The sequence below is a fragment of the Sphingobium sp. L-44 genome, from assembly GCF_056859495.1.
Window position 1 is genome coordinate 63,568 of record NZ_JBSXOQ010000112.1, and the last position, 13,867, is coordinate 77,434.

Annotated in this window: 16 protein-coding genes and 1 other RNA gene; 7 read left to right on the forward strand and 10 right to left on the reverse strand. The window is 65.9% G+C overall.

The features are described 5' to 3' along the window. Nucleotides 1-65: 65 nt before the first annotated feature. The 9 genes from rnpB to mscL form a co-directional block, all read right to left on the reverse strand. An RNA gene (gene rnpB, locus AC13EK_RS18620) (RNase P RNA component class A) lies at nucleotides 66-451 on the reverse strand. Nucleotides 452-480: 29 nt separating this feature from the next. Further along, nucleotides 481-1,179 (reverse strand): N-acetylmuramoyl-L-alanine amidase, encoded by a 699-nt coding sequence (locus tag AC13EK_RS18625; protein WP_483022321.1) that lies wholly within the window; start codon nucleotides 1,177-1,179, stop codon nucleotides 481-483. 137 nt (nucleotides 1,180-1,316) lie between these two features. Beyond that, nucleotides 1,317-2,186 carry a CheR family methyltransferase gene (locus tag AC13EK_RS18630; RefSeq protein WP_170828629.1) on the reverse strand — a complete coding sequence of 290 codons (870 nt, stop codon included), beginning with the start codon at nucleotides 2,184-2,186 and terminating at the stop codon, nucleotides 1,317-1,319. Then, nucleotides 2,186-3,280 (reverse strand): chemotaxis protein CheB, encoded by a 1,095-nt coding sequence (locus tag AC13EK_RS18635; RefSeq protein ID WP_069335935.1) that lies wholly within the window; start codon nucleotides 3,278-3,280, stop codon nucleotides 2,186-2,188. Before AC13EK_RS18635 ends, AC13EK_RS18630 begins: the two co-directional genes overlap by 1 nt. A 64-nt stretch (nucleotides 3,281-3,344) precedes the next feature. Further along, nucleotides 3,345-3,710, reverse strand: coding sequence for a response regulator (locus AC13EK_RS18640; protein WP_004210416.1), 366 nt, complete (start codon nucleotides 3,708-3,710; stop codon nucleotides 3,345-3,347). Nucleotides 3,711-3,794: 84 nt separating this feature from the next. Beyond that, on the reverse strand, nucleotides 3,795-4,232 hold the full coding sequence (locus tag AC13EK_RS18645) for a chemotaxis protein CheW (protein ID WP_004210415.1): 438 nt from the start codon (nucleotides 4,230-4,232) through the stop codon (nucleotides 3,795-3,797). 11 nt (nucleotides 4,233-4,243) lie between these two features. Next, complete coding sequence (locus AC13EK_RS18650) at nucleotides 4,244-6,613, reverse strand: chemotaxis protein CheA (protein ID WP_069335936.1); 2,370 nt, start codon at nucleotides 6,611-6,613, stop codon at nucleotides 4,244-4,246. Between the two features lie 136 nt (nucleotides 6,614-6,749). Next, nucleotides 6,750-7,022, reverse strand: coding sequence for a hypothetical protein (locus AC13EK_RS18655; RefSeq protein WP_004210413.1), 273 nt, complete (start codon nucleotides 7,020-7,022; stop codon nucleotides 6,750-6,752). Nucleotides 7,023-7,165: 143 nt separating this feature from the next. Beyond that, the gene (gene mscL / locus AC13EK_RS18660; protein WP_004210412.1) at nucleotides 7,166-7,600 is read right to left on the reverse strand and encodes a large conductance mechanosensitive channel protein MscL; all 435 of its coding nucleotides are present in this window, start codon (nucleotides 7,598-7,600) and stop codon (nucleotides 7,166-7,168) included. A 101-nt stretch (nucleotides 7,601-7,701) separates the two neighbouring features. Between mscL and AC13EK_RS18665 the strand changes: the two genes are divergently transcribed. The 4 genes from AC13EK_RS18665 to AC13EK_RS18680 are packed head-to-tail and all read left to right on the forward strand — an operon-like array spanning nucleotide 7,702 to nucleotide 10,331. Continuing rightward, nucleotides 7,702-8,304, forward strand: coding sequence for a LemA family protein (locus tag AC13EK_RS18665; protein WP_004210411.1), 603 nt, complete (start codon nucleotides 7,702-7,704; stop codon nucleotides 8,302-8,304). 10 nt (nucleotides 8,305-8,314) lie between these two features. Further along, nucleotides 8,315-9,115 (forward strand): TPM domain-containing protein, encoded by an 801-nt coding sequence (locus AC13EK_RS18670; protein WP_069335937.1) that lies wholly within the window; start codon nucleotides 8,315-8,317, stop codon nucleotides 9,113-9,115. A gap of 50 nt (nucleotides 9,116-9,165) precedes the next feature. Next, complete coding sequence (locus AC13EK_RS18675; RefSeq protein WP_069335964.1) at nucleotides 9,166-9,792, forward strand: TPM domain-containing protein; 627 nt, start codon at nucleotides 9,166-9,168, stop codon at nucleotides 9,790-9,792. Beyond that, entirely contained in the window at nucleotides 9,789-10,331 is a 543-nt protein-coding gene (locus AC13EK_RS18680; protein ID WP_069335938.1) for an NUDIX hydrolase, read from the forward strand. The genes AC13EK_RS18675 and AC13EK_RS18680 overlap by 4 nt, the downstream gene beginning before the upstream one ends. Before the next feature lie 10 nt (nucleotides 10,332-10,341). Here the strand turns inward: AC13EK_RS18680 and AC13EK_RS18685 are convergent, their stop codons facing one another. After that, nucleotides 10,342-10,800 carry a DUF6456 domain-containing protein gene (locus AC13EK_RS18685; RefSeq protein ID WP_069335939.1) on the reverse strand — a complete coding sequence of 153 codons (459 nt, stop codon included), beginning with the start codon at nucleotides 10,798-10,800 and terminating at the stop codon, nucleotides 10,342-10,344. Nucleotides 10,801-10,900: 100 nt separating this feature from the next. On the opposite strand from AC13EK_RS18685, the gene AC13EK_RS18690 reads away from it, so the two are divergent. The 3 genes from AC13EK_RS18690 (at nucleotide 10,901) to AC13EK_RS18700 (ending at nucleotide 13,217) form a co-directional block, all read left to right on the forward strand. After that, the gene (locus AC13EK_RS18690) at nucleotides 10,901-11,464 is read left to right on the forward strand and encodes a helix-turn-helix domain-containing protein (RefSeq protein ID WP_048938403.1); all 564 of its coding nucleotides are present in this window, start codon (nucleotides 10,901-10,903) and stop codon (nucleotides 11,462-11,464) included. 57 nt (nucleotides 11,465-11,521) lie between these two features. After that, nucleotides 11,522-12,691: a glycosyltransferase gene (locus AC13EK_RS18695; RefSeq protein WP_069335940.1), complete on the forward strand. Its 1,170-nt coding sequence runs from the start codon at nucleotides 11,522-11,524 to the stop codon at nucleotides 12,689-12,691. Between the two features lie 118 nt (nucleotides 12,692-12,809). Next, a complete protein-coding gene (locus AC13EK_RS18700) occupies nucleotides 12,810-13,217 on the forward strand; it encodes a hypothetical protein (RefSeq protein WP_139149931.1) in 408 nt (135 codons plus the stop codon). The last annotated feature ends 650 nt before the right edge of the window (nucleotides 13,218-13,867 follow it).

Consider the following 13,867-nt stretch of genomic DNA (forward strand, 5'->3'; position numbering starts at 1 on the left):
TGTTACGCAAACCGAATCCCCCCAAGACCACGGACCGGTTATTGCGATAACCTCGCAACAGGGGAAATGCCAGAGGGCCTGTAAGCCGGGTTCTGTCCACCCCCAAAGGGGGATAGGCGACCATTCCTCTAGGGGACGGATTGCTCCGTCCCTCAAGCAACCAACCCGAGCGGTCTCAGTCGAAACAGACCTAGCAGTCAAGCTGCGCGCCGCCCCTATTCGGTCTTGCTCCCGGTGGGGTTTACCGTGCCGTCTTGCGTTGCCGCAGACGCGGTGCGCTCTTACCGCACCCTTTCAATTTCACTGGGCCGAAGCCTTAGTGACCTGCTTTCTGTTGCACTGTCCCTTGGATCACTCCAGCCGGCCGTTAGCCGGCACCGTCATTTCGTGGAGCCCGGACTTTCCTCGCCGTGGAAGTTACCCGCCACGCCGCGGCCGCCCGGCCCTCTGGCACAGGCGCCTATAGGCGCAAAAATCGGGTCAGTCATCCCCTGTCGGCTTGGGCAGCAGCAGGGCGAGCAAAATCGCCCGGCATTCGCCATCGATGACGCCATCGATCAGTTCGGGGCGAAAGCGCCGCTGGAAGGCGACGACCGCAGGTTCCGGCTCGGCAATGTCATAGCCGAAGCGTTCGAGCGCCAGCATGAAGCCGCTGTCGGTCCAGTGCGGGTCCATCAGATTCCTGGTCGGTCGCGGCAGCGCCAGCCGCAGCCGCGCCAGTTGCCCCCAGGGAAAAAGCTCGCCGGGATCCTGCTTGCGCGCAGGCGCGATGTCGCTGTGCCCGACGATATTGCCGCGCGTGATCCGGTGGCGCTGCACGATGTCGTGGACCAGCGGGATCAGCGATCCCATCTGCGCCTCGGGAAAAGGCCGATAGCCCCATTCATGGCCGGGATTGACGATCTCGATGCCGATGCTGGCGCTGTTCACATCGTCGATGCCGCGCCAGTGCGACCGGCCCGCATGCCAGGCGCACTTGTCCTCGGCCACCATGCGGATGATCTGGCCATCCTCGGTCACGACATAATGGGCCGACACCTTGGATTCGGCATTGGCCAGCCAGTTGATGGCGCTCGCCGCGTCCGGCATGCCGGTATAATGGAGCACCAGCATGGTGATCGGCAGGCTGCGCTCGTCATAATTGGGCGACGGCGTCTCGATCATGGGGATGTCGGTCATCGCAAAGGGCCCGTCACCACGAAAAGTCCAGTCTCACGCCCTGTTCCGCCCTGCGTCGCGCCGCGTCATGCAGCCACGAACGGAATCATGGCCGAGACCGGCGCGGCAATCAAGCGTGGTAAATGGTCTCCGGACGATTAGCCCGCGCGCCGCGCCGAATTGCCGGCATCGGTCGAATGGCTCCGCCGCGCATAGCTGCCGCGAAATTCGGGATGCGGCACGAATTCCTCGCTCTGGCCGATCACCGTCTCGCCCGCGCCCAGCAGCAGCACCGACCGGTCATGGCTGTGCCGGGCCAGCAGGTCGAACACGCTCTGGCGCCGTTCGGGCGAGAAATAGAGCAGCACATTGCGGCACAGCAGCAGGTCATAGGCGCCGGTCGGCACCCGCGCGGCGAACAGATTATCCTGACGGAAATCGATCATCCGTCGCAGCTCCAGGTTCGCGCGCCAGTCATCGCCCGCGGGCTCGAACCATTTGATCAGGTCGCCGATCGGCAGGCCGCGCTGCACGTCCATCTGCGAGAAAATGCCGCTGCGCGCCTGGTCGATCGCCGCGCTCGAAATATCGGTCGCCAATATCTCGATCCGCCAGCCCGCCCAGCGCGCCGCCTCGTTGCAGAAGCGGATCGCCAGCGAATAGGCTTCCTGCCCGGTCGAACAGCCCGCGCTCCAGATCCGCAGCACCCGGTCGCCCCGCGCCTCCTGGATACGCGGCAATATCTGCCGATGGATGAGGTCGAATATCTGCAGATCGCGGAAGAAGCTGCTTTCATTGTTCAGCAGTGCGTTCACCACATCCTCGTCCAGCCGCGGATTGCGGCTGCGCAGCAGCTTGCCGGCCAGTTCGTCGATATCCTGCAGGCCATGGTCGCGCAGCACCGGCTTCAGCGCCGTCTCCATGCGCCAGGCCCGCCCCTCGGACAGAACCTGGCCGGTCCGCGCTTCCAGCAGACCCGTCAAAATCCGGGCAGCGCCCGATCCCATCCTGGAAGGGGGCAAGGCCATCAGTCTTTCATCTTTCCGCGTCGTGCGACAAAATCCATGATCGCATGGGGTTCCATCAGGGCGCAGGTCAGCCCTGCCCCCGCGACCGATCCCGGCATCCCCCATACCACGCTGCTTGGCTCATCCTGGGCAACGATCCAGCCGCCCGCTGCCACGATATCCCGCGCGCCGGCCGTGCCGTCACGGCCCATGCCCGTCAGCACGATCCCCGCCGCGCCCGCGCCATAGACATCGGCCATGGCGGCGAACATCGGATCGACACCCGGCAGATTGCCCGACGGCGTCCGTTCCGGGTCCAGCACCACGCTCACCCGGCCATGCAGCCCGCGCCGCAACAGCAGGTTGGCGTCGCCCGGCGCGACATAGACGGTGTCGGGCACCAGCTGGTCGCCGGCCTCCGCCACCTTGACCCGCAGGCTGGTCATGCGCGCCAGTTGCTGCGCGAAATAGACGGTGAAGCTGACCGGCAGATGCTGGGTCAGCAGGATCGGCACGCCCAGCGGCGCGGTCAGGCCGCTGAACAGCTGGCTGAGCGCATGGATGCCTCCGGTCGACGCGCCGATGCCCAGGCAGGCCAGGGGTTCGACCGCTGCGCCGGGCGCATGGGCGGGCGGAACCATGGTCGCCCGCTGCGCCGGTGCCGTCGGCGCTTCGCCGCCGAACAGCCGGCCGAGCCGATCGATCAATGCCTGTGGGAATTGTTCGCCAAAGCTGCCGCTGCCCGGCTTGGACAGGATATCGCTCGCGCCCAGCGCTAGCGCCTCGATCGCCGCCGCACTGCCCTCCTCGCAGCGACCCGACAGGATCGCCACCTTGCCCTGCGGGTTCGATCGCAGGATCGCGGGCAGCGCCGCCAGGCCGCTCTGGCCCGGCAGTTCGATGTCGAGCAGCACCAGGTCGACGCTATGTTCGGCGAGATAGCGCAGCGCATTTTCCGCGCTGTTGGTCTTGTGGACGACGGTAAAGCCGGGATCGGCGTTCAGGATGCGCTCGATCACCGTGCGCACCACCACCGAATCGTCAACCACCAGCGTGCGCACCGCGGGAGCGGTGTGGCTGTCGAGGCTGACCATGGTCGGCACGAAGACGGTCATTGACGGGCTTTCAGAACGAAGAGGCTGGGAAAGACGGCGATATCCTCGAAGGGAGGGACCGGGCCTAGATGACCCCGACGATCGCCAGCTTGCTCTCCAGCGTCTCGCGGTCGAACGGCTTCATCACATATTCGTCGGCACCGGCCTCGACCGCCGCCTTGATATGGCTGATGCCGTTTTCCGTGGTGCAGAAGATGATCTTGGGCCGGGCCTCCATCTTGGTGGCCGACAGCGCCTGCAGGAATTCCATCCCGCTCATCACCGGCATGTTCCAGTCAAGCAGCACCACGTCGGGCAGGCTGGCCTCGCACTGGGTCAGGGCATCCTGCCCGTCCACCGCTTCGGTCACGGTCAGGTCCAGCGATTCCAATATGTGGCGTGCCACTTTGCGGATGACCTTGGAATCATCGACGACCAGGCAGTTCTTCATGAAGCGTCCCTTTGATTTTTACGTGCCGGGAAGAGAGGCGTAAACGCGAAAGGCGAGGAAATGGTAAACGACGCGGCCAAGCGATCAGGCCGCCTGTGCCTGCGCACCGGCCTCGATGAAGCCGGCCAGCGACACCAGCAGATGGGGCACGCCCTCATGCTCCACCACGCCGCGCGCAAAGGGCATCCAGGCTGAATCCAGTTGTCCGCGCAACGGCAGTTCGCCCTCGGGCACACGGCAGATATCCGACACGCCATCGACCATCAGGCCATAGCTATGGCCGCTGATATTGGCGATGATCGCCAGGTCGCGCTGGTCCGCCGGGGTCGCGCGCCCATGAATCAGGGCGGCGACATCGATGATCGTCAGCACCCGGCTGCGCAGCGCGGAAAGACCCGCAACATGCACGCCCATGCCGGGCACGGGCGATATCTCGGTCAGCTTGACCACCGCCTCGACCTCACTGGCGTCGACCGCGATGCGGGCGCCGGCCAGCGTCGCCAACAGATAGAGTTGCTCCATCGCTCTTCCCCTTATCCGCGTGCGCCGGACAGCGCCGCCATCAGCGCGTCCTGGTCATAGCGGTAGATGCTGGCATCCATCGGCCCGGTCGCCCGCGGCGTGGCGCGCAGATGCACCACCCGGCATCCCATGATTTCGGCCACCTGGCCGACATCGCCGGCCGAATAGAGCACGATATCCTGCGCATCGACGGCGTCGCCCGGCAGGCCCAGCACCACTTCATGCCCGGCCTGACGCAGCAGCGGCGCCAATATCTCGCGGGTCCAGCCATCCTCCGCATCGGCCAGCAGGCAACGGCCCCGGCTGTGCGGCGCGATCGGTTCCTGCGGCAGCGCGGCGAACAGGGCGAAGGGGTTGATGACCTCCAGATGCTCGCCATCGACCACCGCGACGCCGCTCAGCATGCCGTGCATCGCCACCATGTCCGGCACCAGCGGCATCTGGACGATGTCCAGCACCGCCGCGACCGGGTAACAGGCTTCCAGGCTGCCATCGCGCAGGCGCAGCGCGCAGACCTTGTCCTCGGCAAAGGCATGGCGGCCGTTCACCACCGGCACCAGCCGCTCGTCCAGCCGGACGAAGGCCTGGCCGCCGGACCGGCCGAACAGCCTGGCGTCGATATCCTCGACCCGCTCGATCAGCGACAGGCGCAGCAGGCGCCGTTCGCCCGACAATTCCTCGAAACGCAGGGCCGCCACCATTTCGACGCCGGCCTCCTGCGCGGCGGCATCCGCCACCGCGCCATGGGCGCGATCGTCGATCAGGTTCGGCAGGCGCGCCGCATTGGCCAGGCCCGCCGCATCCAGCAGCAGCATCGGCTTGCCATTGTCGGGCAGGGTCATGCCGGCATAGACGCCGCTCGCCATCACCAACGGCGATGCGGGACGGATCACCAGTTCCTCATGATTCTCGACCGCGGACACGCCCATGGCAAAGGGCACGCCGGTCGCCGATCGCACCACCATCACGGCGCGCGGTCCGATCTGCTGTGGCTTGTCCATGTCCAGCACATCTTCCAGGTCGATCATCGAATGGCGGATCGACCGGATCGTCGCGATCTTGGCGCCGCCGACATCGGCAATCTGCATCATCTCGTTATTGTCGTGCAGTATCTCGACCACCGCCGCGCGCGGGATCGCGAAATGCAGCCCTCCGGCGCGCACGATCAGCCCCGGAATGATGGTCAGCGTCAGCGGCACGCGCAGCGTGATGCGCAGCCCCTGCCCCGGATGATTATCCAGCGCGATGACGCCGCCGATCCGTTCGATATTGGCGCGCACCACGTCCATGCCGACGCCACGGCCCGACACCGCCGTCACCTTGGCCGCCGTCGTCAGCCCCGGCTGGAAGATCAGGTCCAGCTTGTCCTGCTCGGTCATCCGCGCCGCCGCATCGGGCGTCAGCCGCCCGGCGGCAATCGCCTTTTCCACCAGCCGCGCGGTGTTGATGCCGGCGCCGTCATCGCTGATCTCGATCACGATCTGGTTGCCCGATTGGCGCGCCTCCAGCCGCAACCGGCCGGCGTCCGGCTTGCCCGCCGCACGCCGCCGCTCAGGCGTCTCGATGCCATGATCGATGCTGTTGCGCACGATATGGGTGAGCGGGTCAACGACCATCTCCACCATCTCGCGGTCCATCTCGACATCGCCGCCTTCCAGGCTCAGCTCGATCCGCTTGTCGAGATCGCGGCTCAGGTCGCGCACCATGCGCGGCATCGCCGCGAACAGGCGCTCGACCCGCTGCATGCGGGTCTTGGAAATCACGTCGCGCATGTCGGCGACACAGGTGGACAGCCGCTCGAACGCGCTGTCCAGTTCGGGATCGGCCGACCGGTCGCGCAGCTTGCGCGACAATTCGTTGCGCGCCAGCACCATGTCCGACACGCCGTTCATCAGCTGGTCGATCAGCGACAGCGGCAGGCGGATAGTGCGCAGCGCCTGGCCCTGGCGCACCGCTGCGACCGGGGCCGCCGGCTCTTCGGGCTCCGCTTCCTCGGCGGGCGCGGCCGGCGCCTCCACTTGCGTCAGCGCGCCGATCAGATATTCGTCATTCTCGTTGGGCAGGGCCGCGCCACGCGCCACCGCCTCGGCCAGTTCGCCGATCCGGTCCATGATCGCCAGCACCGCGCTGACGGTCGCGGGATCGGGCTTGCGGTTGCCGGCGCGAATCTCCGACAGCACATCCTCGGCCGCATGGCTCAATTTCTCGAAGCGCGGCAGATTGAGGAAGCCGCAGCTGCCCTTCACCGTATGGAAGAAGCGGAAAATAGCGTCCAGCCGCTGACTATCGCCCGGATTGGCCTCCCAGGCGACGACTTCGCCCGCCAGAGCCTCCAGCGTTTCCTGCGTTTCGGATATGAATTCCTGAAGTAACTCGTCCATTCCCACGACCTTTGGATGCGCGCGAGGGCACCATGGCCGGCCGTGGTTAAGGGGCCGTTAAAGGCGCGGGCAGGCAAAGAAAAAGGGCGCCGCAAGCGCGACGCCCCTTTGGCCCGATGGTCGGTGCCGCAGCGGATCAGTGCTGCTTCTTCTCCACCGCGTCGGCGGCAGCCTCGCCCGCTTCGCGGGTGGCGTCGGCCTTGTTCTCCAGCGCGTCGGCCGCATTTTCGGCTGCATTTTCGGCGTTGCCCGACAGGTTGTCGGCCATCGCTTCCATGTTCGCGGCCTGGTTGTCGAGAGCGTCCGCCTGATTCTCGTAGGCATTCTCGACCTTGTTTTCCTGCTTGGAATCGCACGCGGCGAGCGAGACCATGCTGGCAAGGCCAAGGATTGCGACGAAGCTTTTCACAGCGTTTTCTCCTGTTGCGCCCCCTCAGGGCTGACATGTTCGACACGAGGTTCGGGACGATCCATGCCATCCCGAACCCTGACGCCGATCAACCGGCCGCGTCCCCAATGGTTCCCATCAGGGCCTCGGTTCGTCGCAATCGCTTATTTTTTCAGCGAGTCGCGAATCTCGCGCAGCAGCACGATATCCTCCGGTGTGACGGCCGGTGCCGGCGCTTCCTCGGGCTTGGCCAGAACCTTGTTCACCAGCTTCACCAACAGGAAGATGATGAAGGCCAGGATGATGAAATTGACCAGCACGGTCAGGAACTGGCCCCAGCCGAACATGGCGACACCGGCCGCCTTCAGGTCGGCATAGCTGTTGGGATTGCCCTTGAACCCTTCGGGCAGGTCGCCCAGGCGCAGGAAGTAGCCCGAAAAGTCAGCGCCACCGAAAAGATAGCCGACCACCGGCATGATCAGGTCATCGGTCAGCGACTTGGTGATGGTGGCGAACGCGCCACCGATGATGACACCAACCGCCAGGTCCATGACATTGCCGCGATTGATGAACGTCTTGAATTCCGAAATCAGCCCCATGATGAACCTCTTGTCCTGCCTTCGATAAACTCTGCATGGCCCGTTGCACGCCATCCGACAACGCCCTATTTCCGTCAGCGAAACAGAGCCGAGGATGTTCCATGCTTTTCCCGCGTCGCCTCTCCCGCCTTTTGCTGCCGGTCATGGGCGCGCTTGCGCTGTCCGCCTGCGGCATCAACAGCGTCCCCACTGCCGAGGAAAATGCCAAGGCCAAATGGGCTGACGTCCAGGCGCAATATCAGCGCCGCGCCAACCTCACCGGCAACCTCGTCGCCACAGTCAAGGCCGCCGGCAAGCAGGAACAGGCGACGCTGACCGCCGTTACCGAAGCCCGCGCCAAGGCGACGTCGATCCAGATCAACGCCGCCGACCTGTCCGATCCGGCCAAGGTCGCGCAATATCAGGCCGCTCAGGCACAGCTGAGCCAGGGCCTTGGCCGCCTGCTCGCCTCGGTCGAGGCCTATCCCGACCTCAAGACCAACGAGAATTTCCTGCAACTCCAGTCGCAGCTGGAAGGCACGGAAAACCGCATCGCCGTCTCGATCCGCGATTATAATGAAGCGGTCCAGGCCTATAATACCCGCATCCGCACCTTCCCCGACGCGATCGGCGCCAAGCTGATCCATGGCGCAAAGCCCATGGCCCCGTTCCAGGCGGTCACGCCCGGCGCGGAAGAAGCGCCCAAGGTCGACTTCGGCAACTGAGCCGATCGCGATGATGCGGCGCCTGCTGCTGGTCCTTGCGCTGCTGGTCTTCATACCGGCGGCGCAGGCACAGACCTTTCCCAAGCTGACCGGCCAGGTGGTCGATGCCGCCAACCTGCTCTCACCGCAGCAGGAGCAGGCGCTGACCGCCAAGCTGGCCGCGCTCGACAAGCAGAGCGGCCGGCAGGTGGTGGTCGCCACCGTCCCCGATCTCCAGGGCCAGGAGATTGGCGACTATGCCTATCAGCTCGGCCGCAGCTGGGGCATTGGCAGCAAGGAAAAGGACGACGGCACGATCCTGCTGGTCGCCCCGAACGAGCGCAAGGTGTGGATCGCCACCGGCTATGGTGTCGAGAGTATCGTCACCGACGCGCTCGCCTCGCGCATCTATCGCACTGTCATCATTCCGCGCTTCAAGGCGGGCGACTTTCCTGGCGGCATTGACGCCGGCGTCAACGAACTCGCTACCCTGCTGACTCTGCCGCCCGAGGAGGCGAAGGCGCGCGCCGCCGCAGCCGAGGCGGAAGAGCGCAAGGGCGACAATGGCGGCGGCGCCGTGATGCTGGTCTTCTGGGTCATCGTGATCGTCATCGTCGGCATATCGATGTTCGCCAGCCGCGGCGGTCGCGGACGGCGCTATCGCGGCGGCGCCGGCCCGGTCATCATCTGGGGCCCGTCCGACAGCGGATGGGGCAGCGGTGGTGGTTCCGGCTGGGGCAGTGGCGGCGGTGGCTGGGGCGGCGGCGATGGCGGCGGCTTTTCCGGCGGTGGCGGCAGCTTCGGCGGCGGCGGTGCGGGAGGCAGCTGGTGAAGCCGATACAGTTCAGCGAACGCGATCATGACCTTGTCTCGGCCGCCGTGATGGAGGCCGAAAAGCAGACATCGGGCGAGATCGTGCCGATCGTCGCGCGCCGGTCCGACGCCTATCATGATGTCGGCCTGCACTGGGCGATCGGCACCGTGTTCGTCGCCCTCGCCTTCTTCGCCTTCTTCCCGGACTATCTGCGCGACCTGGCCGGCCGGCTGCTGGGCGACTGGGACCATCAGGTCGCCGACTGGAAGATGCTGACCATCCTGCTGGGCGACCTGATCCTCGACTTTCTGGTGGTGCGCTACCTGCTCGCGATCATGCCACTGCGCATGGCGCTCACCCCGCGCGCGACCAAGGCCCGCCGGGTGCGCCGCCGCGCCATATTGCTGTTCCGCGCCGCTGCCGAGGCCCGCACCGCCGGCCGCACCGGCGTCCTTATCTATCTCTCGCTCGACGAGCATCGCGCCGAGATCGTCGCCGACAAGGCGATCAACGACCGCGTCGCGCCCGAAGCCTGGGGCGAGGCGATGGCGCTGCTGATCGATGCGGTGCGCGACGGACAGCCGGGCCGGGGCCTGGCGCTGGCGGTGGAGCGGGTCGGCGCGATCCTGGCGCCGCACTTCCCCCGCGCCGCCGACGACATCAACGAACTGCCGGACAGACTGATCGAATTATGAGCGACAATGACTGGAATGCGCCCGAGGAAACCATGTGGACCGGGCGCTTCATCACCGCGAAGAAGCGCGGCAAATGGGAATATGTCGGTCGCGCCCGCGGCATCCGTGCCGCCGTCATCCTGGCAATCGACGAGGGTGCCGACGGCCGCCATGTCCTGCTGGTCGACCAGTATCGCGTGCCGCTCGGCAAGCGCTGCATCGAACTGCCCGCCGGCCTGGTCGGCGATCATGACGCCGGCGAGGACGCGACCATCGCCGCCAGCCGCGAACTGGAGGAAGAGACCGGCTATCTCCCCGGCCGCCTCGAGTCGCTCGGCGAATTTTTCAGCTCGCCCGGCATGGTCTCGGAAAGCTTCACCCTGTTCCGCGCCCATGACGTGGTAAAGACGGGCGAAGGCGGCGGCGTCGACAGCGAGGATATCCGCGTCCACCGCGTCCCCCTCGCCACCCTGCCGGACCAGATCGCCGCCTGGCGCGAACAAGGCTTCGCCATGGACGTGAAGCTGCTGCTGCTGCTCGGCGCGGGCTTCATGGCCTGACGGCAGGCGCTCACCCCACCCGATACCATTCCGCCACCCGGTCGAGCGCCAGCCCCAGCACCAGCTTGCCCGCGCGGCTGGGCCAGCCCAGCGCTCGCTCCGCGGCCCCCAGCCCCTCGCCCGCGCACACCACGCGCCACAATATGTCGGCCAGCCCCGGCCCCGCCGCCTTCACCGCGCCGTCGAACCGCTCGCGCGCCGAGAGTTGCGCGGCGCTCGGATCGGGCATCACCGCTGCGCTGCCCCGTCGCCGCTCCGCCGGCGCCCCGTCCCAGCGCATCGTCACGCGCGCGCCCAGTCCCGCCTGCTCCCAGTCGCGGCGCAGCCGCTCGCCTGCCGCCAGTTGCCGATCGCTCACATGGCCGCGTGCATGCAGCCAGCCGAGCGGCGATTCCCCCAGATGCAGCTTCACTGCCTGCATCTTACCGGCAGGATCTTCGATCATCTGGTCGACAAACTGGGCGGCCATGGCGGCATCTCCTGACAGAGTGGGGAAGGCCGGGGGCTTGCCACGGCGGATAATCTGTAGGAAAGAGAAAACCAAATAGGTTATCAACCCGAGGACAGCCATGATCACCCGCATCCGCGAGGTCCGCAAGGCCAAGGGCCTGACGCTGGAACAGGTGGGCCTGCTCTGCGTGCCGCCCACCACCGCCCAGACGATCGGCCGGCTCGAAACCGGCACCCGTACCGTCTCGGTCAAATGGCTGAACCGCATCGCCGACGCGCTCGGCGTCACCAGCGCGGAACTGGTCGCCCTGCCCGGCCAGAGCGAAGTGCCCGTCGCCGCCCTGCTCGGGCCGGAGGGCGCGCGCGCGCCGGTCCGCGCCCTGTCCTTCCCGCCACCCGTGCCCGCCGACGGCATGATCGGCATCCAGGTCAATGCCAGCATCGGCGACTATCGCAGCGGCGACGCCATCTGGTGCCGCCGCATCGCCCCGGCCGATTTCGCCAGCGCCTTGAACCGCGACGTCCTCTTCCCCCGCCCCGCCGGCCGCTTCCTGTTCGGCCGCCTCATCGGCCGGGAGGGCGACCGGCTCCAGATATTGCCGCTCGGCCACGGCGCCCGGCAACAGGTGCTGACCGACCCACCCTGGGGCGCAGTGGCGGTGCAACTCGTCCGACGGCTATAGCCAAGCGCCCCCGCCACGCCTAAGCCTCGCTTAACCGACATGCAGTAGGGAGGGCCCATGACACTCAACGTCCTCACGCTTTCCACGCTCTTCCCGGACATGAGCCGGCCCAATTTCGGCGTTTTCGTGGAGCGACAGGCGCGCGAACTGGCGAGCCGCCCCGACGTCAGCGTCACCGTTGTCGCCCCGATCGGCATGCCGCCCTGGCCGCTGTCGCGCGCCGGCCGCTATGCCCCGCTGCGCGCCCTGCCACCCAAGGAAAGGTGGAAGGATCTGACCGTCTATCGGCCGACTTTCCCGATCATCCCGAAATTCGGCGGCCGCACCAATGTCCTCACCATGACCCGCGCGATCCTGCCGCTGGTCAAGCGGCTGCACGCCCAGACCCCGTTCGACGTGATCGACGCCAGCTTCTTCTTCCCCGACGGCCCGGTGGCCCAGCGCCTGTCGAAGGCGCTCGGCATCCCCTATTCGGTCAAGGCGCGCGGCGCCGACATTCATCATTGGGGTACGCAGCGCGGCACCAAGAAGATGGTGAAGCGCGCCGCCGACGGTGCCGCCGGCCTGCTCGCCGTCTCGGCCGCGATGCGTCGTTCCATGGGCCGGATGGGCATCGACGCCGACAAGATCCGGGTCCATTATACCGGCGTCGACCTTGACCGCTTCGAAATCGCCGACCGCGATCAGGCCAAGGCCGCGCTCGGCTTCGAAGGGCCGCTGATCCTCTGCGTCGGCGCGCTCATCCCGCGCAAGGGGCAGGATATTCTGGTCCGCGCCCTGCCCCAATTGCCCGGCACCACCCTACTGCTCGCCGGCCAGGGCCAATATCGCCGGATGCTCGAAAATCTCGCGCAGGAACTGGGCGTCGAACGGCGCATCGGCTTCCTCGGCTCGGTGCCGCATGATCGCTTGCCGCGCCTCTATGCCGCCGCCGACGTGATGGCGCTGCCGTCGGAATCCGAAGGGCTCGCCAATGCCTGGGTGGAATCGCTCGCCTGCGGCACGCCGATCGTCATCACCGATGTCGGCGGCGCCCGCGAGCTGCTCGATCGCCCCGACGCCGGCAAGATCGTCGATCGTGAACCCGAAGCCCTGGCCGAAGCGATCGCCGACATATTGGCCGACCCGCCCGAGCGCGACGCCGTCCGCGCCGCCGCCCTGCGCTTCACCTGGACCACCAATGGCGACGCCCTGCTCGATCACCTCACCGGCATGGCGCGAGGCTGAAGCTGTCCAGAATATAGCCCTAGCCCTCCGCTGGGATGTCAATGTTGGGTGGATTGCGGAACGACTGCTGCCGAGGCAGATAAGCTGTTTAACCGCCATCCACCAAAAGAGGCCTAATGTGAATAATCAGGCGAACTGGCATTGGGCGATTTCAAATTTAGGCCCGGATGGACTGTTTCTTTGGCTTGAGCCATGGGCAGACGAAATAGAAGTCCCAAGCAAATCCACAGCAACGTTCCGAATTGTAAACGCTCAATCTCCACGCGATAAATTGGATGTCGAAGATACTGGTGATCAGATTATAATCTGGGCCAGCGGTGGCGACTGCATTGAGGTTGATGTAGATGGAATCCGCCAAGTCACCGGATCGGCAACAATTCCGGTGCCGGAGGAGATGGGCATTTCAACCAAAGAACTCTTAGGAGTGCTATTCAGCAACCAGCCAACCGCTCGCCTCGCTGGCCAAAGTCTGTCGGTTCAAGCGCCGTCCATTTGGCAGAGAATTAGACGCTATCTCAGCTTTTGAGAGTGAACGCTTTTAGACGAAGGCCCCATTCTGCTGAATGGCCACAAATGGTCGCTTCCAGACCATCCTCCCCTGCAAGGGGAGGTGGCTGGCCGAAGGCCAGACGGAGGGGTATCTCCCTCTCGATAGGGCGACATCCCTCCACCACTTCGTGGTCCCCCTCCCCTTGCAGGGGAGGATTTTACAGCCGCATCTGGTCGGTAGCAGCCCCTTCGCTTTCCTACTCTCGCCCTTTCTGTTCCACATGCGTCGATGGAACGCCGCGCCCTTTCCCGCCCCCACTGCCGCCGCCCACGCGACACTGTCGCGTCGCTGTCCTTTCCCTGTAGCCTCGCTGTCGCGTCGCAGGTGCGGCACCGGCGCCTGATCGTCGCGCGGCCATTACCCCGCGCCGACCGACCTGACGCAAATCCGCCAAAAGACGCGCCACCATAGGCCGCACAACGGTGTGAACTTTCTACTGTCGCGTCGGCGCCCCGTTGCCCGACGATCCCGTCGCTCTACAGCCAAGGGGCGATCGACATTCAGATGATGACGTGACGAAAATGGTGGTTTTCCGTGACCCGGAGCGCAGCGTACTCAAAGTACGTGAGCACCGGAAGCGCGGAGAACCGCCATTTGCAGGCCGTCAGGGCTGAATGTCGATTGTC